This window comes from Pseudomonas sp. TE24901, from assembly GCF_054058375.1.
This window is the reverse complement of the sequence record NZ_JBSSAF010000003.1, coordinates 346,789-367,323: the sequence shown is the minus strand read 5'-3', so window position 1 is coordinate 367,323 and position 20,535 is coordinate 346,789. Positions and strand designations below refer to the sequence as shown.

Genomic DNA, 20,535 nt, shown 5'->3' with positions numbered 1-20,535 from the left:
CGGAGCGCGCAATGCAGACTTGGTACCCGCAGATCAAACCCTACGCCCGGCACGATCTGGCCGTCGATGACATCCACACCCTGTACGTCGATGAAAGTGGCTCCCCCGAAGGCTTGCCCGTCGTATTCATCCATGGTGGCCCCGGCTCCGGTTGCGACGCCAACAGCCGCTGCTATTTCGACCCGAACCTTTACCACATCGTCACCTTTGACCAGCGTGGTTGCGGGCGCTCCACGCCCCGCGCCAACCTGGAAAACAACACCACCTGGGACCTGGTCGCCGACATGGAGCGCATCCGCGAGCACCTGGGCATCGACAAGTGGGTGCTGTTTGGCGGTTCCTGGGGCTCGACCCTGGCCCTGGCCTACGCGCAAACCCATCCGGAGCGCGTGCTCGGCCTGATCGTGCGCGGCATTTTCCTCGCCCGGCCCCAGGACATTGAGTGGTTCTACCAGACCGGTGCCAGCCGTATGTTCCCGGACTACTGGCAGGACTATCTGGCGCCGATCCCGCAGGATGAGCGGCAGGACCTGCTCGGCGCCTACCACAAGCGCCTGATCGGCAACGACCAGATTGCCCAGATGCACGCGGCCAAGGCATGGTCCACCTGGGAAGGTCGCATGCTGGGCCTGTGCCCGAACCAGGCGCAGGTGGAGCGTTTTGCCGAACCCCAGCGGGCGCTGTCCATCGCGCGCATCGAGTGCCACTACTTCACCAACAACTCCTTTCTGGAGCCGAACCAGCTGATTCGCGATATGCACAAGATCGCCCATCTGCCTGGCGTCATCATTCACGGGCGCTACGATATGATTTGCCCGCTGGATAACGCCTGGGAATTGCACCAGGCGTGGCCCAACAGCGAGCTGCAGGTGATCCGCGAGGCCGGCCATGCCGCGTCCGAACCGGGCATTACCGATGCGCTGGTGCGCGCCACCGGCGAAATGGCACGGCGCCTGCTTGATCTGCCGCCAGAAGAAGCATGAAGGGGTTGTTACAAAGGGTGCGCGGCGCCCGGGTCGAAGTCGCGGGCGAAGTGGTCGGGGCGATTGACCAGGGTTTGCTGGTGTTGGTAGCCGTCGAGCCGGACGATACGCCCGAGAGCGCCGACAAACTGTTGCACAAGCTGCTTAACTATCGGGTGTTCAGCGACGACGAGGGCAAGATGAACCTGTCCTTGAAGGACATCGGCGGCGGTTTGCTGCTGGTGTCGCAATTCACCCTGGCGGCGGATACCAAGAGCGGGCTGCGGCCAAGCTTCTCCACAGCGGCCCCCCCGGCCCTGGGAGCAGCGCTTTTCGATCACTTGCTGTTACAAGCGCAACAATTGCATGGCAAGGTGGCGTCGGGGCGTTTTGGCGCTGATATGCAGGTGCATTTGGTCAATGATGGCCCTGTGACCTTCCTCTTGCAGACGTGAATGTATTAAAAACGACTTTTAATGCCTAAAAACGCAGGGTTTCGCTACAAATACTTCGTTGTCCCTGATGCGTTGTTTCGCGGGCTACTAGATAATCGCGCGCTACGGGGATCAGCGTTGTTTGGTCCATTTTTGACTTAGGTAGAGACTTGTCCGATAGCCAATGGGGAATCATTTTGCCCCAGGGGAGTCGGAACAATGCTCGCCAACCTGGCATATAGATAGCTGGCCGTTGGTTTTTTGATCTGTTTTCGGCGAGGGTTGCTCGTGATTGTTAGTCCCTGTAATGCACCAAAATTGTCTGCCAAACGGTTACGAAACGCACTGGTGACGGGCTCCGCCCTGTTTTGCCTGTTCGGCGCGGGTCAACTGTGGGCATTCAGTCTGGATGATGTGTCGGCCAAGGCAAAAGAGCTGGCCGGGCAGAAATACGAAGCTCCGCGCAGCAATCTGCCGAACGAATTCCGCGAAATGAAATTCGCTGACTACCAGAAGATTCGTTTCCGCAACGAAAAAGCCGAGTGGGCCGATCAGAACACGCCGTTCAAGCTGTCCTTCTATCACCAGGGCATGCACTTCGACACGCCGGTGAAGATCAACGAAGTCACCGCCGACAGCGTCCAGGAAATCAAGTACGACCCGACTCGCTTCGATTTCGGAGACGTGAAGTTCGATCCTAAAGCCACCGAGCAGCTGGGTTACGCCGGCTTTCGTGTGCTGTACCCGATCAACAAGGCCGACAAGCAAGACGAAATCATGACCATGCTCGGTGCCAGCTACTTCCGCGTCGTGGGCAAGGGCCAGTCCTATGGCCTGTCCGCACGGGGCATGGCGATCGACACGGCATTGCCGTCCGGCGAAGAATTCCCGCGTTTCACCGAATTCTGGATCGAGCGTCCGAAACCGGGTGAGAAGCAGCTGGTGATCTTCGCCCTGCTGGATTCGCCACGGGCCACGGGCGCCTACCGCCTGACCCTGCGTCCGGGCAGCGACACCATCGTCGACGTCAAATCCCAGATGTTCCTGCGCGACAAGGTCAGCAAGCTGGGCGTTGCCCCGTTGACCAGCATGTACCTGTTCGGCGCGAACCAGCCGTCCAAGGTCCTCAACTACCGTCGCGAGCTGCATGATTCCAGCGGCCTGTCGATCCATGCCGGCAACGGCGAGTGGATCTGGCGCCCCCTGAACAACCCTAAACACCTGTCGGTCAGCAATTTCAGCGTGGAAAACCCGCGTGGATTCGGCCTGTTGCAACGGGGTCGCGACTTCAGCCACTACGAAGACCTCGACGACAACTACGACAAGCGCCCGAGCGCCTGGATCGAGCCTGAAGGCGACTGGGGCAAGGGTTCCGTCGACCTGGTAGAGATCCCGACCGCCGATGAAACCAACGACAACATCGTTGCGTTCTGGAGCCCGGCCGAGCTGCCGAAAGTCGGCGAGCCGCTGGATGTCAGCTACCGCCTGCACTGGACCATGGACGAAAAAGCCCTGCACCCGGCCGACAGCGCCTGGGTCAAGCAGACCCTGCGTTCCACCGGTGACGTGAAGCAATCCAACCTGATCCGCCAGCCTGACGGCAGCGTGGCCTACCTGGTGGACTTCGAGGGCCCGTCCCTCAAGGCCTTGCCATCGGACGCCCCGGTACGCAGCCAGGTCAGCGTGGGTGATAACGCCGAAGTCGTTGAAAACAGCGTGCGCTACAACGAGCACACCAAAGGCTGGCGCCTGACCCTGCGCATGAAGATCAAGGACGCCGGCAAGCCGACCGAGATGCGTGCGGCCCTGGTCCAGGATATCGTGAAGCCGGAGCCTGAGAAGGTCTCGACCCAAGTGCTCAAGGCCGACAAGGTCCTGGCCAAGCAACACGAGAAACAGGCCAAGAAAGACGCCAAAGATGCAAAAGACAAGGACGCCAAGCAGCCAGAAGCTGCCCCAGCCACACCGGAGCCGGAAAAGACCGAACAAGTCCTGACCGAGACCTGGAGCTATCAGTTGCCTGCCGATGAGTAATTCTCAAGCCACGCCAGAGACTCTGTCCGAGTACCTGGCGCACCTCCCGATGACCGCCGAGCAGCGCGCCGAACTGGCGGGCTGCACGTCCTTCAGCGAGCTGCATGAACGCCTGTCGTCCAAGACTTTCGACGCACCGACCGACGCTGCGCAAGCGTCGGTGGGCACGCGCCTGACCCTCAGCACCGCCGAAGAGCTGCAAGACGCTGAAATGCTGGCGCTCGATGCCAGTGGCCGGGTGTGCCTGAAGGCCACGCCGCCGATCCGTCGGACCAAGGTGGTGCCCGAGCCATGGCGCACCAATATCCTGGTGCGCGGCTGGCGCCGACTGACCGGTCGCACCAACCCGCCCAAACCGCCGAAAGACGAGCGTGTGCTGCCGGCTGCGCGCTGGCGCACCGTGGGGTCGATCCGCCGTTACATCCTGCTGATCCTGATGCTCGGCCAGACCATTGTGGCCGGCTGGTATATGAAGGGCATCATGCCGTACCAGGGCTGGTCGCTGGTCGACTTCGACGAGATCCGTAACCAGACCCTGCTGCAAACCGCTACCCAGGTGCTGCCTTACGCCCTGCAAACCAGCATCCTGATCATGTTCGGGATCCTATTCTGCTGGGTGTCGGCCGGTTTCTGGACTGCGCTGATGGGCTTCCTGGAACTGCTGACCGGTCACGATAAATACCGGATCTCCGGTAAAAGTGCCGGTGACGAGCCGATTCCGAAAGACGCCCGTACCGCGCTGGTGATGCCGATCTGTAACGAAGACGTACCCCGGGTATTCGCCGGTTTGCGTGCAACCTTCGAATCGGTGGCCGCCACAGGCGACCTGGACCGTTTCGACTTCTTCGTGCTCAGCGACAGTAACGACGCCGACATCTGCATCGCCGAACAGCAAGCCTGGCTCGACGTATGCCGCGAAGCCGGTGGTTTCGGCAAGATCTTCTATCGCCGCCGTCGCCGTCGTGTGAAACGCAAGAGCGGCAACCTCGACGACTTCTGCCGTCGTTGGGGCGGTGAATACAAGTACATGGTGGTGCTCGACGCCGACAGCGTCATGAGCGGCGAATGCCTCACCAGCCTGGTGCGCCTGATGGAAGCCACGCCGGATGCCGGGATTATCCAGACCGCGCCCCGTGCGTCGGGTATGGACACCCTGTATGCGCGCATGCAGCAGTTCGCCACCCGTGTGTATGGCCCGCTGTTCACTGCCGGCCTGCACTTCTGGCAACTGGGTGAATCCCACTACTGGGGTCACAACGCAATCATCCGCATGAAGCCGTTCATCGAGCACTGCGCCTTGGCGCCGTTGCCGGGCAAAGGTGCGTTTGCCGGTGCGATCCTTTCCCACGACTTCGTTGAAGCCGCGCTGATGCGCCGTGCCGGCTGGGGCGTGTGGATTGCCTACGACCTGCCGGGCAGCTACGAAGAACTGCCGCCGAACCTGCTGGACGAACTCAAGCGTGACCGCCGCTGGTGCCACGGTAACCTGATGAACTTCCGCCTGTTCCTGGTCAAGGGCATGCACCCGGTGCACCGCGCGGTGTTCCTGACTGGCGTGATGTCCTACCTGTCGGCGCCGTTGTGGTTCTTCTTCCTGGTGTTGTCCACCGCGCTGCTGGCGGTGAACACCCTGATGGAGCCGCAGTACTTCATGGCCCCGCGCCAGTTGTACCCGCTGTGGCCGCAATGGCACCCGGACAAGGCGGTGGCGCTGTTCTCCACCACTATCGTGCTGCTGTTCCTGCCCAAGTTGCTGAGCATCATCCTGATCTGGGCCAAGGGCGCCAAAGAGTTCGGCGGCAAGTTCAAAGTCACTTTGTCGATGCTGCTGGAGATGCTGTTCTCCATGCTGCTGGCACCGGTGCGGATGATCTTCCACACCCGTTTCGTGCTCGCCGCGTTCCTCGGCTGGGCCGCGACCTGGAATTCGCCGCAGCGTGACGATGACTCCACTCCGTGGGGCGAGGCGGTCAAGCGTCACGGCCCACAGACCGTGCTGGGCTTCCTCTGGGCGCTGCTGGTGGTGTGGTTGAACCCGAGCTTCCTGTGGTGGCTGATCCCGATTGTCGGCTCGCTGATGCTGTCGATTCCGGTGTCGGTGATTTCCAGCCGGGTCAAGCTGGGCCTCAAGTCCCGCGACGAGAGCCTGTTCCTGATCCCTGAGGAATACAACCCGCCGCAAGCCCTGCTGTCGACCGAGAAGTACACCCACGAAAACCGTTGGCATGCGCTCAACGACGGCTTTATTCGTTCAGTGGTCGACCCGCAGCAGAACGCCTTGGCCTGTGCTTTGGCGACTTCGCGTCACCGCGAGGCGGAGCCGATCGAGTACCTGCGCCTGGAGCGCGTTCGTCACGCGTTGAAAGTCGGCCCGGCCGGCCTCAACAACGGTGAACGCCTGGCCTTGCTCAGCGACCCGGTCGCCTTGGGCCGCCTGCACGAGCAGGTGTGGAGCGAAGGGCATGCCGAGTGGCTCGGCGCATGGCGTCAGTCGATCAAGGCTGATCCGCACGCGCCGTTGCTGCCCCTGCAACCGCAGTCACCGCAGGCCCAGACGGCCTGATTCAGACGCCCCCGGGGTTCCTCTCGGGGGCGCTTTGAGCGCGGGTCCTACAGCGTTTCCTGCCGCTTCCTGTTGGCGCTAACTCCTTGTTATTTCGAAACAAAAGTCCCCGGATCAGGGCGTATTGTCGTGCCCGTGGCTGGGTTAGGATCGCCCCCGAAATTTGATTCGGCTACGGGGGGATTCATGATCAACAGGTATTGTTCGGTATGGTTGATCGGCGCTATCGCGTTGATCCAGGTGGGCCTTGCGCAGGCGGGGGCCATCGATGACGCCGTTCGGCGCGGTGTGCTGAAAGTCGGTACCACACCCACCTACATGCCTTTCGAAATGATCGATAAACACGGGCAGATCGTGGGCTTTGAGATCGATCTGCTCCAGGCCATGAGCCAGGCGCTGGGTGTTGAGCTTGAATTGGTGGCCGTGCCTTATGGCGACCTGCTGCCGGGATTGGCGGCGAAGAAGTTCGACCTGATCGGCAGCGGCATGACTGTCACCCAAGAGCGCAACCTGAAGCTTAACTTCAGCGACTCCTTCATCGTGGTGGGCCAGACCGTACTGCTGCACCCCAGCGTTGCCGGTCGGGTCGGTAGCGTAGAAGACCTTGATGAAGCCGGTTATCGCATCGCTGTCAGCGAAGGCACCACGGGGGAGTTGGCGGCGCGACGATTCCTGGGGGCCGCACAAGTGACCCGTTTCGCGAACCCGGAAGACGGCGTCAGGCAGGTGGTGGAGGGCAAGGCCGATGCTTTTATCCACGACGCCCCCTACAACCTGATCGCGCTGGCCAGGCCGGAAAACAGCGCGCTGCTGTCCCTTGAACAGCCCTTCACCTTCGAGCCGCTGGCTTTTGGCTTGAAAAAAGGCGATTACGACAGCGTCAACTGGATCAACCATTTCCTCAACCAAGTGGCCCAGGATGGGACCTACGATCGGTTGCACGACAAGTGGTTCAGGGAGACCGACTGGATGACGGAAATCGACTGAAGTCATAACTGCTTACACATCAATTGCTTGCAGGATCGGTTCGGCAACACGTCTACATCTGCGTTGCGCTGCACCGTTGTGGGGCTTTTCCGACATACGCGGATAACAAATACCCGTGAAACCTTTGTGACGGGAGGCGAGTGGGTTAGGATCGCACCCCGAAATGGTGCAGCCCTTTTTATGCGCCGACCTTACAAGAATCGTTCAGGGGACTTGATGATGAAAAAGTATCTTTCGATGCTGATGCTTGGCGTCACCGCATTGGTTGCCGCCACTGCGGCCCAGGCCGGCGCCATCGATGATGCAGTCAAGCGCGGCACGCTGAAAGTCGGTATGGACCCGACCTACATGCCGTTCGAAATGACAGACAAACGCGGTGAAATCATCGGCTTCGAAGTCGACATCCTCAAGGCCATGGCCAAGTCCATGGGCGTCAAGCTGGAGCTGGTGTCTACCGGTTACGACGGCATCATCCCGGCCTTCCTGACCGGCAAGTTCGACATGATCGGCAGCGGCATGACCCTGACCCAGGAACGCAACCTGCGCCTGAACTTCAGCGAACCCTTCATCGTGGTGGGCCAGACCCTGCTGATCCGCAAGGACCTGGAAGGCACTATCAAGTCCTACAAAGACCTGAACGACGAGAAATACCGCCTGACCTCCAAGCTCGGCACCACCGGCGAGATGGTTGCCAAGAAGCTGATCTCCAAGGCCAAGTACCACGGCTACGACAACGAACAGGAAGGCGTACTGGACGTGGTCAACGGCAAGGCTGATGCCTTTGTGTATGACGCGCCGTACAACGTGGTTGCCGAGAAAAAGGTCGGTAACGGCAAGCTGGTGTTCCTCGAAGAACCCTTCACCTTCGAACCCCTGGCGTTCGGCCTGAAAAAAGGCGATTACGACAGCATCAACTTCATCAACAACTTCCTGCACCAGATCCGCAACGACGGCACCTACGATCGCATCCATGACAAGTGGTTCAAGAGCTCCGAGTGGCTCAAGGACATGGAATAAGGCTGGTTTGTAGTGAGCGGGCTTGCCCCGCGCTGGGTGGCGAAGCCGCCCCAAATCCATACACCTCGGCCTTTCTGAAATACCGCGGCGTCTGGTCTTAGGGCGTCTTCGCCACCCAGCGCGGGGCAAGCCCGCTCACTACACAAAGGCGCTTGCCTTAGACTTTTTTGGATGTTGAGTAATGAAACAGAAAAAAGCCCAATGGCCCTGGCACCTGCTGACCGTGGTCGTGCTGGTCGGCCTGGCTGGCGCCTTGTACTACGCCACGTCGCTGATGTCCTACGAGTGGCGCTGGAACCGCGTACCGCAGTACTTCGCCTATCAGGCTGAAACGTCCCAACGCGCGGCCGACATCTCCACAGTGGTTGAGCTGGTGCGCAAAGGCGATGTGGCTGAAGTCACCCTGCGCAACGACGCGGGCGCCGAGCAAAAGCTCACCGTTGCCGACAACAGCCTGCAAGTGGCACGCGGCGATGACGTGGCCGAAGGCGACGTGATCGGCGTGACCCGGCAGTGGGCGCTGGGGCCGTTGATGTGGGGTTTGTGGACCACGCTGTGGTTGTCGGTGGTGTCCGGCATCCTGGGCCTGGTGATCGGCTTGGCGACCGGCCTGTGCCGCTTGTCCAGCAACCCCACGTTGCGCGATCTGTCGACGATCTACGTCGAACTGGTGCGGGGTACGCCGCTGCTGGTGCAGATCTTCATTTTCTATTTCTTTATCGGCACGGTGCTCAACCTGTCCCGGGAGTTTGCCGGCATCGCGGCGCTGTCGCTGTTCACCGGTGCCTATGTGGCGGAAATCGTGCGGGCCGGCGTGCAGTCCATCACCCGTGGCCAGAACGAAGCTGCTCGTTCCCTGGGCCTGAGTGCCAGCCAGTCGATGCGCCATGTGGTGTTGCCGCAAGCCTTCAAACGCGTGTTGCCGCCCCTGGCCGGGCAATTTATCAGCCTGGTGAAGGACACCTCGCTGGTCTCGGTGATCGCGATTACCGAACTGCTCAAGAGCGGCCGCGAAGTGATCACCACCTCGTTTTCGCCGTTTGAAATCCTGTTCTGTGTGGCAGGCCTGTACCTGCTGATCAACCTGCCGCTGTCGAAAATGGCCAGCCGGCTTGAGCGGAGGCTCGCGCAAAGTGATTGAAGTCCGCGATCTGGTAAAAGTCTTCGACACCCGTGGGCAGGTGGTGCGCGCGGTGGACAACGTGAGCACCCAAGTGGCCAAGGGCGAAGTGCTGGTGGTGATCGGCCCGTCGGGTTCCGGTAAGTCCACATTCCTGCGCTGCCTCAATGGCCTGGAGGAATTCGACTCGGGCTCGGTGAGCATCGACGGCCTGCAACTGGCCGACCCAAAGACCGATGTGAATGCCTACCGCCGCGAAGTCGGCATGGTGTTCCAGCATTTCAACCTGTTCCCCCACATGACTGTGCTGGAAAACCTGTGCCTGGCCCAGAAGGTCGTGCGCAAGCGCAGCAAGAAAGAACGCGAAGCCAAGGCCCTGGCCCTGTTGGAAAAGGTCGGCATCGCACAGAAGGCCAACGAGTTTCCGTCGCGCCTCTCTGGCGGTCAGCAGCAACGGGTGGCCATTGCTCGGGCCCTGGCGATGGACCCCAAGGTGATGCTGTTTGACGAACCCACCTCGGCGCTGGACCCAGAAATGGTCGGTGAAGTCCTGGACGTGATGAAGACCCTGGCCCTGGAAGGCATGACCATGGTCTGCGTCACCCATGAAATGGGCTTTGCCCGCGAAGTGGCCGACCGGGTGCTGTTCTTCGACCATGGCAAGCTGCTCGAAGACGCCGCCCCGGCCGAGTTCTTCGACGCGCCGAAAGACCCACGCGCCCAGGCATTTTTGCGCCAGGTGTTGTGATCTTCAGAGCCTGAACTTGCCGACCAGTGTCTGCAGGTTCAGGCTCAGTTGTGTCAGCTGGGTACTGGCTGCGGCTGTTTCGTCGCTGGCGGCGGCTGTCTGTTCCGACACCTGCTTGACCTTCAATACGCTGCGATTGATGTCCTCGGCCACCAGGCTTTGCTCTTCGGCGGCAGCGGCGATCTGCGGGTTCATTTCCTGGATGACCGACACCGTGCGGGCGATGGCGGCCAGGGCGTCTCCCGCGTCGCGGGTCAGGCCCACGCTGCAGTCGGTCAGGCTTCGGCCGTTGTCTATCATGTCGGCGACTTGCTGGGTGCCCGTGTGCAGCCTCAGGATCAACCCTTCGATCTCTTCGGCTGATTCCTGGGTGCGCTGCGCCAGGCTGCGCACCTCGTCGGCCACCACCGCAAACCCTTCGCCCGCCGGCCCGGCCCGCGCGGCTTCAATGGCGGCATTCAGGGCCAGCAGGTTGGTCTGCTGGGACACGGACTTGATCACGTCCAGCACGCTGCCGATCTTCTGGCTTTCTTGTTGCAGTGCCAGCATCGCGCGGCCGGAGCGTGCCATTTCGCTGGCCAATTGACCGATTTGCTCAATGGCCAGGGTTACCACCTTGTCGCCGGTGCCAGCTTGCCTGTCGGCCTCAGTGGCCGCCGTCGAGGCGTGTTCGGCATGCCGAGCGACTTCCTGGGCGGTGGCGAGCATCTGGTTCATTGCCGTGGCGACCTGATCGGTTTCGTCGCGCTGGTTGTTGATCCCGGCACGCGTCTGCTCGGCCGCCGTCGACAACTGTGTGGCAGCACTCGCGACTTGCCGGGCGCTGTCGCCGATACCACTGATCAGGCTGCGCAGGTTCTGGGTCATCTGGGCGATGCTCTGTTGCAGTTGGCCGAGCTCATCACGGCGCTCGTCTTGAAGGGTATGGCTCAGGTCGCCGTCGGCGATGCGGTTGGCCGCGGCCAGGGTTTTACGCAGCGGCACCACGATTTGCCGGGCGATCCACCACGCAGCAAGGCTGCCCAGCACCAAGGCCGCGAGGGTGATGCACACCAGCAGCGTGTGTGTCTGGCGTGCGTCATTGTCGCCCTTGAGCACTTGGTCCTGGCTCAATTGCTCGCTCTGCTCAAGCAGTCTGTTGAGCTGCTGCTCGAAGCGATTTTGCACGGCTTCGGTGCTGAGCTGGGCGTCCTTGAGCGCGGTGAGTTGCGCGCGGTACGCCGCCAGGTCCACCTTGAGCACCGTGGCGTCCACAGGAAGCGCAGTCACTGCAGCCAGCGCCGTTTCCAGGGCGTCGAGGGTCTGGCTGATGCTGTGTGCGTAAGCTTGCAACGATTCGGCGGACCAGGCCGGGCGTTGGGCGCGTTGCTCGGCCTGGGCGATGGCCTGGCGCAGGTTCTCGATGGCGTCCAAGGCGGTCTGATCGTGCTGGTCGGGCAATTCGCTGGCCAGTTGGGCCAACGTGTCGCTGGCCTGGAGCGCAGTTTTTTGCACCGGGCTGCGGGTGTTCTCTCGATGTTCGATCAAGGGCGGCAGTTGTGTCAGCGCGGTTTTGAATGCATTGACCAGCTCAATGGCTTGTTGCGCGCGTGACAGGTCGTCCGGGTCTTTGAGTCGGCTGGAGAGATAGGCCAGTTGCTGGTCGATCGTTTCGATCTGGCGGTGCATTTTGTCCAGGCTGGCCGTATCGGTGAGGGTGCGATACACGATGCGATCGGCCCGCATGGCCTGCGCAACGGCGGTCAGCTTGCCCAGCACGGTCAGGTTGCCTGAGCGGTCAAGCGCAGCGCTCAGCGCCTGCCAACCGGTGATCGCGATGATAAGGCTGAGGATCAGCACCTGGCCAAAGCCCAGGATCAGTTTGAGCGTGACACTGGCATTGCCCAGCAGGCGGGTCAGCCGACGAAACATGGGGAGCCTCCGAATCAGGCAAAGCGTTCAGTGCTGACGCTAATTCGATTCGAGGGCGGGCGGGGGGCATGGCGGGATGATAAGCGCGTAGGAGATTTCACAAGTTGCTGGCACGCGGCGGCCGGGAGCGGTCGCCGCGTACAGCGGGTCAGACGCGGAAGCGTCCGACCAGGGTTTGCAGGTAGATGCCCAGGCGCGCGAGCTCGGCGCTCGACGCTGCGGTCTCCTCGCTGGCTGACGAGGTTTGCTCAGACACGTCGCGCACATTCAACACGCTGCGGTTGATCTCTTCGGCCACGGCGCTTTGTTGCTCGGCGGCGGTGGCGATCTGCGAGTTCATCGCCTGGATGGTCGAGACCGTACGGGTGATATTGCCCAGCGCATCGCCGGCACGGCGGGTCAGTTCGACGCTGCTGTCGGTGAGGCCGCGGCTGTTGTCCATTATCGTTGCCACCTGCTGGGTGCCGCTTTGCAGGCCGACGATCAGCTCCTCGATCTCTTCGGTGGACTTCTGGGTGCGTTGTGCGAGGCTGCGCACCTCGTCGGCCACCACGGCGAAGCCTCGCCCCGCCTCACCGGCACGAGCGGCTTCAATCGCTGCGTTGAGGGCCAGCAGGTTGGTTTGCTGGGCTACTGACTTGATCACGTCGAGCACGCTGCCGATCTTGTCGCTTTCACGCTGCAGGTGGCCCATGGCCTCGGTGGAATGGCCCACCTCGGTGGCCAGGCGTTCGATCTGGGCGATGGCTTCGCCGACCACCTTGTCGCCTTCACGGGCCTGCTGATCGGCGGCCACGGCGGCTTCGGAGGCCTCCTCGGCGTTACGCGCCACTTCTTGCACGGTGGCGGCCATTTCGTTCATGGCGGTGGCCACCTGGTCGGTCTCGACCTTCTGGCTGTTGACCCCGGCGCTGGTCTGCTCCGTCACGGCCGACAGTTGCTCGGCGGCGCTGGCGATCTGGGTGACGCCGTCGCTGATGCCGCCGATCAATTCGCGCAGGCCTACGGTCATGCTTTGCATGGCGCGTTGCAACTGGCCGAGTTCGTCCTGGCGCAGCGAGTTGAGGTTGTGACTCAGGTCGCCCGAGGCGACCTGCTCGGCGACCTTGAGGGTCTGGTTCAGCGGGATGACGATCTGACGGGTGATGGCCCAGGCGGCGACCATGCCGAAGATCAGCGCCAGGGCGGTCGCCAGCAGCAACAGGTTCTTGGCCTGCGCAGCATCGGTATCACGCACCACGGTTTGGGAGACGGTGAGTTTGTCGCTGTTGCCCAACAGGATATCGCCCTGGGCGGTCATGACGACCAAGGCGGCTGCGCTGGCTGTTTGAGAATCACGGTATTGGCTGACGGCGGCACGGTAGGCCTGCAACGACACACCGGCCTCTTGCAGGTTGGCCTGGTACGGCTCGGGCAATTGGCCTTGCAGCTCAGTGATTTTCTTCAGGGCGTTGTCGATGGCGTCGAGCGCGGGCTGTTCAGCGTCGGTCTTGCCGCTGTAGGTGTAGCCGCGGACCTGGAAGCGCGATTGCTGGATCAACTTGCTCAGGTCGACCACGCTATTGAACTGGGTGACGCTGTCGCCTTGCAACAGGGCTTTTTCAATCTCGTTGATCTTGGCCACGGCGTTGTCGGCGGTGTCACCGAGCTTGCTGCGTGCGCCTTCACGCTTGAGGCCGGCCTGCACCATGGCGCCGAAGGCTTTTTTGTATTGGTTGAGGGCGTCCAGTTGCTGTTCAACCAGAGCCTTGTCGTCGGGTTGCTCGATCAGGGTTTCGGCGGTTTTCAGGCCGCTGTCCAGCTTGGCTATCAGGTCGTTGACGGCGCCTGTGCCTTGCTCGCCGCGACGGGTCTCGAAGTCCAGGCGCGCCAGGCGCAGGTCCTTGGTCAGGCCGTTGAGGCTGGAGATAAAGCCCAGTTTATCGCCGCGACTGGTCACATCGCCCAGGCCGGTCCAACCGGTGAAGGTGATCAACAGCGTCAGGATCAACACCAAGCCAAAGCCAATGGCCAGCTTTCGATTGACGCTCACATTCCCCAGTTTTTCGGCTAACAGACGATACATGCTGCAATCTCCTTTGGAACAAGGCTTGGACTTATTCAAAGGTTATCGGCTGCGTAGGAAGATTCTGTAGCGACAGAGATTCACTGTGGGAGCGGGCTTGCCCGCGATAGCGGTGCATCAGTCACAGGTCGGCTGGCTGATACACCGCTATCGCAGGCAAGCCAGCTCCCACACAAGCTGGCTCCCACAGGGTTCGATGGGTGGTTAGAAGAGGCGGGCGAGCAGGGCGGTGACGGCGGTTTCGACGCGCAGGATGCGTGCGCCAAGCTGCACCGGTTGCAGGCCGGCCTTGGCCAGCAGGTCGACTTCGTAGGGGATCCATCCGCCTTCCGGGCCGATGGCCAGGGTGACCGGCTCGTCCAGCCCACGCGGGCACGCCGGGTAGTCGCCCGGGTGGCCGATCAGCCCCAGGGTGCCTTCGGCCATGGCCGGCAGGCGGTCCTCGACGAACGGCTTGAAGCGCTTTTCGATGATGATCTCGGGCAGCACCGTGTCGCGTGCCTGTTCCAGGCCGAGGATCAGTTGCTCACGGATCGCCTCGGGCTCCAGGAACGGGGTCTGCCAGAAGCTCTTCTCGACGCGATAGCTGTTGACCAGCACCACTTTCGGCACGCCCATGGCGGCCACGGTCTGCAGCACCCGACGCAGCATCTTCGGGCGCGGCAGGGCCAGCAGCAGGGTCAAGGGCAGTTTGGCGGGCGGCGGTTGGTCGAAGCTCACTTGCAGTTCGGCTTCGCCGGCGTCCAGGCGCAGCAACTGGGCATTGCCCATCAACCCGCCAATGCGGCCGACGCGCAGGCTGTCGCCGACGGCCGCACGGTGGACTTCCTGCATGTGCACCAGGCGCCGGTCACGCAGCACCACACGGTCGGCCGCAATGAAGTCGGCCTCTTCCAGTAACAGCAGGTTCACGGCTGGGTCGCTGGCGGCTGGTCGTCGTCGGCAGGCTGGTCATCCGGGTGGTCGCCACGCTTGCTGATCAGGCTGCCGAACAGGATGCCGATCTCGAACAGCATCCACATCGGCACGGCCAGCAACGTCTGCGAGAAGATGTCCGGCGGCGTGAGGATCATGCCGACCACGAAGCAGCCGATGATCACGTACGGGCGGATCTTCTTCAGGTACTTGACGTCGACCACGCCGATCCACACCAGCAGCACCACGGCCACGGGGATTTCGAAGGCCACGCCAAAGGCGAAGAACAGCGTCATCACGAAGTCGAGGTAGCTGGTGATGTCGGTCATCATTTCCACGCCGGCCGGGGTGGCCGCGGCGAAGAACTTGAAGATCAACGGGAACACCAGGAAGTAGGCGAACGCCATGCCGGTGTAGAACAGCAGGATGCTCGACACCAGCAGCGGCACCGCGATGCGCTTCTCATGCTTGTACAGGCCCGGCGCGATAAAGCCCCAGATCTGGTGCAGGATCACCGGGATCGCCAGGAACAGCGACACCATCATGGTCAGCTTCAACGGCGTGAGGAACGGCGAGGACACGTCGGTGGCGATCATCGTCGCGCCAGCCGGCAGGTACTGGCGTAACGGCGTGGAGACGAAGGTGTAGATCTGCTGGGTAAAGGCGAACAGCCCGGCAAAGATGATGAAGATCGCCGCTACACAGCGCAGCAGGCGGGTACGCAGCTCGGTGAGGTGCGAGACCAGCGGCATGTGCTGGTCGTTTTCCGGTTTATCAGCGCTCATGGGGCTCGCGGCGGCAATGTAGGGTCATGGGGAGCGGGCGCCGCGACGGGCGCCGGCGCAGGCTCAGTGGGGCTGTGGGCGGCCGGTGCCGGGGCGGGTTCCACCACGGGTGGCACCTGGGCTACGGGCGGCGGCGCGATGCTTTGCTCGGCCACAGGTTCGGCCGGTTTGGCAGGCTCCTGCACCGGGGAGAGAATCTTGCGCGCTTCCTGCTCCAACGAAAGGATGTGCTCGTTGTGCAGTTGGCGACGAATCTCGTCGGCGCCGATTTCCCGTTCAACTTCCTGTTTGATGGCGTTGAAACTGCGTTTCAGGCGCCCGATCCACAGGCCGGCCGTGCGCGCGGCGCCGGGCAGGCGTTCCGGCCCCAGCACCAGCAGGGCAACAAGGCCGACGAGGAGCAGTTCAGAGAAGCTGATACCAAACATTAGTCAGTGCTCACGAGTCTTTGCGGGTCGGCTCTTCGACTTTCTCAGCCTGCACGTCGAAAGTACGACGCTCGGTGATCGGCTGGGTGGCCTGCGGGTGCACAGGTTGCGCCGGTGGAACCGGGTTGGCGGCCGGGTCGGCAGGCTTCTCGTCGTCGTTCATGGCTTTACGGAAGCCCTTGATCGACTCGCCCACGTCAGTGCCCAGGTTCTTGAGTTTCTTGGTGCCGAACACCAGTACCACCACCACCAGAATGACGATCCAGTGTTTCCAGTCAAAAATGCCCATGCTGCAATTCCTCTGTGAAAGTTATTCAGGCGGACGGGCGCGAGGCCTTTTCGGCATGCCCGGACAAGCCGAAGCGACGGTCCAGTTCATCCAGCACTGCCTGCGGATGCTGCCCCAGTTGGGCGAGCATGACCAGGCTGTGGAACCACAAATCAGCGGTTTCGTAGATCACATCGCTGCAGTCGCCGCTGATTTGCGCGTCCTTGGCGGCGATGATGGTCTCGACGGATTCTTCGCCGAGCTTTTCCAGGATCTTGTTCAAGCCCTTGTGATACAGGCTGGCGACATAGGAGCTGTCGGCGTCCGCGCCTTTGCGGTCTTCCAGCACCTGGGCCACGCGGTTCAGGGTATCGCTCATGTTCAGTGTCCTGCCGAGTAGATGGCGTGCGGGTCTTTGAGCACCGGCTCGACGGTCTTCCATTCGCCGTTTTCGAACACGCGATAGAAGCAGCTGTGACGGCCAGTGTGGCAAGCGATGTCGCCGATCTGCTCGACCATCAGGATCACCACGTCGGCGTCGCAGTCCAGGCGCATCTCGTGCAGGGTCTGCACGTGCCCGGACTCTTCGCCCTTGCGCCACAGTTTGCCACGCGAGCGTGACCAGTAGATGGCGCGCTGCTCAGCGGCGGTAAGGCTCAGGGCCTCGCGGTTCATCCAGGCCATCATCAGCACGCGCCCGGTCTTGTAGTCCTGGGCAATGGCCGGCACCAGGCCGTCACTGTCCCACTTGATCTCGTCCAGCCAGTCTTTCATGTTCGGCTCCGGCAATTTGCGACAGTGTATAACCGGATTGGCTATCGACGCACGATCAGATAAACACCCACGGCGACCATGATGCCGGCCGGCCAGTGGCCCAATTCGTTCAGCGGCCCGCCGAGGGCGAGTACTGCGCCACCCACCAGGTGCGCGGCGCCCAGCAGGCGCAGGAACCAGTCGTCCTTGCGACGGTGCCACGGCGGCGCGGGGTCCTTGGCGTGGGGCTGGGACATGCGCTCCAGCAGGTCGCGGGTCATGTTGGCCAGGTGCGGCAGCTGTTCGAACTGGCTGTGCAGGTTGCCGATCAGGGTTTTCGGGCTGACCCGCTCGCGCATCCAGCGTTCGAGGAACGGCTGGGCGGTGTTCCACAGGTCGAGGTCCGGGTAGAGCTGGCGGCCCAGGCCTTCGATGTTCAGCAAGGTTTTCTGCAGCAATACCAACTGCGGCTGCACTTCCATGTTGAAGCGTCGTGCGGTCTGGAACAGGCGCATCAACACCTGGCCGAAAGAAATATCTTTTAACGGTTTTTCAAAGATCGGCTCGCACACGGTGCGGATCGCCGCTTCGAATTCGTTGAGCTTGGTTTCGGCCGGCACCCAGCCCGAATCGATGTGCAACTGCGCCACGCGACGGTAGTCGCGCTTGAAGAAGGCGAACAGGTTGCGGGCCAGGTAATCCTGGTCTTCCGGGGTCAGGCTGCCGACGATGCCGCAGTCGATTGCAATGTACTGCGGGCTCCACGGGTTCACGGTGCTGACGAAGATGTTGCCCGGGTGCATGTCGGCGTGGAAGAAACTGTCGCGGAACACCTGGGTGAAGAAGATCTCCACGCCGCGCTCGGCAAGCATCTTCATGTCGGTGCGTTGGTCGGCCAGGGTGGCGAGGTCGGTGACTTGCACGCCGTAGATGCGCTCCATCACCAGCACCTTGGGGCGGCACCAGTCCCAATACACTTGGGGCACGTACAGCAGCGGCGAACCGTCGAAGTTGCGCTTGAGCTGGCTCGCGTTGGCGGCTTCGCGCAGCAGGTCGAGTTCGTCGTAGATGGTTTTTTCGTAGTCGGCGACCACGTCCACCGGGTGCAGCAGGCGGGCATCGGCGCTGAAGCGCTCAGCGGCGCGGGCGAGGATGAACAACCATGCCAGGTCCTGGCCGATGATCGGCTTGAGGCCCGGGCGAATCACCTTCACCACTACCTCTTCGCCGGTTTTCAGCTGGGCGGCGTGGACCTGCGCCACGGAGGCGGAAGCCAATGGGTCGACATCGAAGCGGCTGAAGACGTCACTGATCTTCTTGCCCAATTGCTCTTCGATCAATTTCATCGACTGCTGGGAATCGAACGGCGGCACGCGGTCCTGCAGCAGCATCAGCTCGTCGGCGATGTCTTCGGGCAGCAGGTCGCGGCGGGTCGAGAGGATCTGCCCGAACTTGATGAAGATCGGCCCCAGGTCCTGCAGCGCCAGGCGCAGGCGTGCGCCCCGGCTCAGCTCCAGCGGCTTGCGCGGGAACCAGCGCCACGGCAGCACATAGCGCACCGCCAGCAGGAACCACGGCAGGGGCAGGGCGAACAGCAGGTCATCGAGGCGGTAGCGGATTACGACGCGCTGGATACGAAACAGACGGCGGACGGCGAGCAGCTTCATGCGTTATCGCTTGGATCAAGGGAACGGCTCAGGCGTTCGAAGCGGGCCTCGAGGCGTTCCAGGTCGATTTTGGCCTTGTCGAGTTCACGAAAGCGCGCTTGCGCTTCCCGTTCTCCGACCAGGGTGCGCGATTCTTCGCTCAGGTATTCGGCGAGGTTCTGGTTGAGGCTGGCGAACCCTTGTTGGTACCAGCGCGTGCGGCTGCGCAGGTGCCCGCTGATCAACTGGGTGGCCACGGGGCCGATCCAGCGCGACAGTTCGTATTCCCAGTCCAGTTCCAGGTCTTGCAGCACGGCGGCCAGGTCCATCAGCACCGAACTGTCACCTTCGAGCTCCACCTCGGCGCTGTGCAGGATGGCAGTCTTGTTGCGGCTCAGGGCCAGGTGCAGCAGGCTCGATGCTGGCGCACGCAGGGTGCAGTCGGCGTCGGCAGCCCAGTCGCTGGCGAGCAGCAGGCCTTCATCGCTGGGCAGGATAAACAGCTGCAAGGCGGGGCTCGTGCAGTCGACGGCAATGATCTTGCCGTTCAAGTGCGCGAGCCGCGCCAGGGCGGTGCTGTCCAGGCGCAGCACACGGTTGATACCGTGCTCGACGCTGGCGAGAAGGCCTGCGAACAGCATCAGGGCTTGATGCCGCGGTGCAGGGCAACGATGCCCGAGGTCATGTTGTGGTAGGTCACGCGGTCGAAGCCGGCTTCTACCATCATCGACTTCAGGGTTTCCTGGTCGGGGTGCATGCGGATCGATTCGGCCAGGTAGCGGTAGCTCTCGGCGTCATTGGTGATCAGCTTGCCCATCAGCGGCATGAAGGCGAAGGAGTAGGTGTCGTAGACCTTGGACATCAGCGCGTTGGTCGGCTTGGAGAACTCCAGCACCAACAGGCGGCCGCCCGGCTTGAGCACGCGCAGCATCGAGCGGATCGCGTCTTCCTTGTGGGTCACGTTGCGCAGGCCGAAGGCAATGGTCACGCAATCGAAATGGTTGTCCGGGAACGGCAGCTTCTCAGCGTCGGCCTGGACGAACTCGATATTGCCGGCCACGCCTTTATCCAGCAGGCGGTCGCGACCGACCTTGAGCATCGAGCCGTTGATGTCTGCCAGCACGACCTGACCGGTAGGGCCCACCAGCTTGGAAAACTTGGCGGCCAGGTCGCCCGTGCCGCCGGCGATGTCCAGCACGCGGTTGCCGGCGCGCACACCCGACAGCTCGATAGTGAAGCGCTTCCACAGGCGGTGCATGCCGCCCGACAGCACGTCGTTCATCAGGTCGTACTTGGCCGCGACGGAGTGGAACACCTCAGCGACTTTTTCCGCTTTCTGGCTTTCCGGAACGTTCTTGAAGCCGAAGTGAGTGGTGGGTTCGGCATCGCTGCCTTTGCGCTGGTCAGTCATATCGCTGTCACCAAAAGAGAATGCGGGACATGATAATCCCCACGACCTGCTTTGTCTTGGCAAGGCTCACTACAGCCATCGGGGTAAGATAGGCGGCGACCGAGACCTTTTGCCGCATGGCAGGTATCCATACCGTTATAAAAGAGGAGTCATTGCAATGGCCCGTATTACCGTTGAGCGTGCACATACCCTGGGTAAAGAAGGCGCGCGGGCAAAAGCCGACAAGTTGGCAGGCAAACTCAAGGAACAATATGGCCTGGAGTCCACATGGTCTGGCGATACCTTGAACCTCAAGCGTTCAGGCGTTAAAGGCACCGTGTCGGTGGCCGAGGACTCCCTGCGTATTGATGTGGAACTGGGCCTGTTGATGTCGGCCATGAGTGGCACTATCAAGTCCGAAATCGAGAAAGCCCTGGATAAGGCACTGGCCTGATCCGGGTCTTCTTAGGGTGCCGATTCTAATTTTTCTGCCTACTTTGTGCCCAAGC

Annotated in this window: 20 protein-coding genes and 1 pseudogene; 9 read left to right on the top strand and 12 right to left on the bottom strand. The window is 62.0% G+C overall.

What is annotated here, in order from left to right:
- The first annotated feature begins 11 nt into the window (after positions 1–11).
- The 8 genes from pip (at position 12) to ACVWVP_RS07770 (ending at position 9,865) form a co-directional block, all read left to right on the top strand.
- A complete protein-coding gene (gene pip / locus ACVWVP_RS07805) occupies positions 12–983 on the top strand; it encodes a prolyl aminopeptidase (protein ID WP_457405100.1) in 972 nt (323 codons plus the stop codon).
- Positions 980–1,417 carry a D-aminoacyl-tRNA deacylase gene (gene dtd, locus ACVWVP_RS07800; protein WP_457405097.1) on the top strand — a complete coding sequence of 146 codons (438 nt, stop codon included), beginning with the start codon at positions 980–982 and terminating at the stop codon, positions 1,415–1,417. The genes pip and dtd overlap by 4 nt, the downstream gene beginning before the upstream one ends.
- Before the next feature lie 324 nt (positions 1,418–1,741).
- Positions 1,742–3,430, top strand: a complete 1,689-nt coding sequence (locus tag ACVWVP_RS07795) for a glucan biosynthesis protein G (protein ID WP_457405275.1) — start codon at positions 1,742–1,744, stop codon at positions 3,428–3,430.
- Positions 3,423–5,993 (top strand): glucans biosynthesis glucosyltransferase MdoH, encoded by a 2,571-nt coding sequence (mdoH, locus tag ACVWVP_RS07790; protein WP_259172741.1) that lies wholly within the window; start codon positions 3,423–3,425, stop codon positions 5,991–5,993. The genes ACVWVP_RS07795 and mdoH overlap by 8 nt, the downstream gene beginning before the upstream one ends.
- Positions 5,994–6,179: 186 nt before the next feature.
- The gene (locus ACVWVP_RS07785) at positions 6,180–6,980 is read left to right on the top strand and encodes a transporter substrate-binding domain-containing protein (RefSeq protein WP_457405095.1); all 801 of its coding nucleotides are present in this window, start codon (positions 6,180–6,182) and stop codon (positions 6,978–6,980) included.
- Positions 6,981–7,199: 219 nt separating this feature from the next.
- A complete protein-coding gene (locus ACVWVP_RS07780) occupies positions 7,200–7,997 on the top strand; it encodes a transporter substrate-binding domain-containing protein (RefSeq protein WP_060767882.1) in 798 nt (265 codons plus the stop codon).
- A 181-nt stretch (positions 7,998–8,178) separates the two neighbouring features.
- Positions 8,179–9,138: an amino acid ABC transporter permease gene (locus ACVWVP_RS07775; RefSeq protein ID WP_178918573.1), complete on the top strand. Its 960-nt coding sequence runs from the start codon at positions 8,179–8,181 to the stop codon at positions 9,136–9,138.
- A complete protein-coding gene (locus ACVWVP_RS07770; RefSeq protein ID WP_178918574.1) occupies positions 9,131–9,865 on the top strand; it encodes an amino acid ABC transporter ATP-binding protein in 735 nt (244 codons plus the stop codon). The genes ACVWVP_RS07775 and ACVWVP_RS07770 overlap by 8 nt, the downstream gene beginning before the upstream one ends.
- 3 nt (positions 9,866–9,868) lie before the next feature.
- Here the strand turns inward: ACVWVP_RS07770 and ACVWVP_RS07765 are convergent, their stop codons facing one another.
- The 12 genes and pseudogenes from ACVWVP_RS07765 to ubiE form a co-directional block, all read right to left on the bottom strand.
- Entirely contained in the window at positions 9,869–11,776 is a 1,908-nt protein-coding gene (locus ACVWVP_RS07765; RefSeq protein WP_457405092.1) for a methyl-accepting chemotaxis protein, read from the bottom strand.
- A 148-nt stretch (positions 11,777–11,924) separates the two neighbouring features.
- On the bottom strand, positions 11,925–12,638 hold the full coding sequence (locus ACVWVP_RS07760; RefSeq protein ID WP_405046574.1) for a methyl-accepting chemotaxis protein: 714 nt from the start codon (positions 12,636–12,638) through the stop codon (positions 11,925–11,927).
- A 144-nt stretch (positions 12,639–12,782) separates the two neighbouring features.
- Positions 12,783–13,841, bottom strand: a pseudogene (locus ACVWVP_RS07755) (methyl-accepting chemotaxis protein); the annotation flags it as partial.
- A 204-nt stretch (positions 13,842–14,045) separates the two neighbouring features.
- Complete coding sequence (locus tag ACVWVP_RS07750) at positions 14,046–14,753, bottom strand: 16S rRNA (uracil(1498)-N(3))-methyltransferase (RefSeq protein WP_178918577.1); 708 nt, start codon at positions 14,751–14,753, stop codon at positions 14,046–14,048.
- Complete coding sequence (tatC, locus tag ACVWVP_RS07745; protein WP_176997247.1) at positions 14,750–15,541, bottom strand: twin-arginine translocase subunit TatC; 792 nt, start codon at positions 15,539–15,541, stop codon at positions 14,750–14,752. The genes ACVWVP_RS07750 and tatC overlap by 4 nt, the downstream gene beginning before the upstream one ends.
- The gene (gene tatB / locus ACVWVP_RS07740; protein ID WP_178918578.1) at positions 15,538–15,969 is read right to left on the bottom strand and encodes a Sec-independent protein translocase protein TatB; all 432 of its coding nucleotides are present in this window, start codon (positions 15,967–15,969) and stop codon (positions 15,538–15,540) included. The genes tatC and tatB overlap by 4 nt, the downstream gene beginning before the upstream one ends.
- 10 nt (positions 15,970–15,979) lie before the next feature.
- Positions 15,980–16,258, bottom strand: a complete 279-nt coding sequence (locus tag ACVWVP_RS07735; RefSeq protein WP_003171180.1) for a twin-arginine translocase TatA/TatE family subunit — start codon at positions 16,256–16,258, stop codon at positions 15,980–15,982.
- A 25-nt stretch (positions 16,259–16,283) separates the two neighbouring features.
- Positions 16,284–16,616 carry a phosphoribosyl-ATP diphosphatase gene (locus ACVWVP_RS07730; RefSeq protein ID WP_003209299.1) on the bottom strand — a complete coding sequence of 111 codons (333 nt, stop codon included), beginning with the start codon at positions 16,614–16,616 and terminating at the stop codon, positions 16,284–16,286.
- 2 nt (positions 16,617–16,618) lie between these two features.
- On the bottom strand, positions 16,619–17,011 hold the full coding sequence (gene hisI / locus ACVWVP_RS07725; protein WP_178918579.1) for a phosphoribosyl-AMP cyclohydrolase: 393 nt from the start codon (positions 17,009–17,011) through the stop codon (positions 16,619–16,621).
- A gap of 41 nt (positions 17,012–17,052) precedes the next feature.
- Positions 17,053–18,657, bottom strand: a complete 1,605-nt coding sequence (ubiB, locus tag ACVWVP_RS07720; protein WP_457405088.1) for a ubiquinone biosynthesis regulatory protein kinase UbiB — start codon at positions 18,655–18,657, stop codon at positions 17,053–17,055.
- On the bottom strand, positions 18,654–19,277 hold the full coding sequence (locus ACVWVP_RS07715) for a ubiquinone biosynthesis accessory factor UbiJ (protein WP_259172735.1): 624 nt from the start codon (positions 19,275–19,277) through the stop codon (positions 18,654–18,656). Before ACVWVP_RS07715 ends, ubiB begins: the two co-directional genes overlap by 4 nt.
- The gene (ubiE, locus tag ACVWVP_RS07710) at positions 19,277–20,047 is read right to left on the bottom strand and encodes a bifunctional demethylmenaquinone methyltransferase/2-methoxy-6-polyprenyl-1,4-benzoquinol methylase UbiE (RefSeq protein ID WP_060754560.1); all 771 of its coding nucleotides are present in this window, start codon (positions 20,045–20,047) and stop codon (positions 19,277–19,279) included. Before ubiE ends, ACVWVP_RS07715 begins: the two co-directional genes overlap by 1 nt.
- Before the next feature lie 157 nt (positions 20,048–20,204).
- On the opposite strand from ubiE, the gene ACVWVP_RS07705 reads away from it, so the two are divergent.
- Positions 20,205–20,480: a polyhydroxyalkanoic acid system family protein gene (locus ACVWVP_RS07705; protein ID WP_178918582.1), complete on the top strand. Its 276-nt coding sequence runs from the start codon at positions 20,205–20,207 to the stop codon at positions 20,478–20,480.
- The last annotated feature ends 55 nt before the right edge of the window (positions 20,481–20,535 follow it).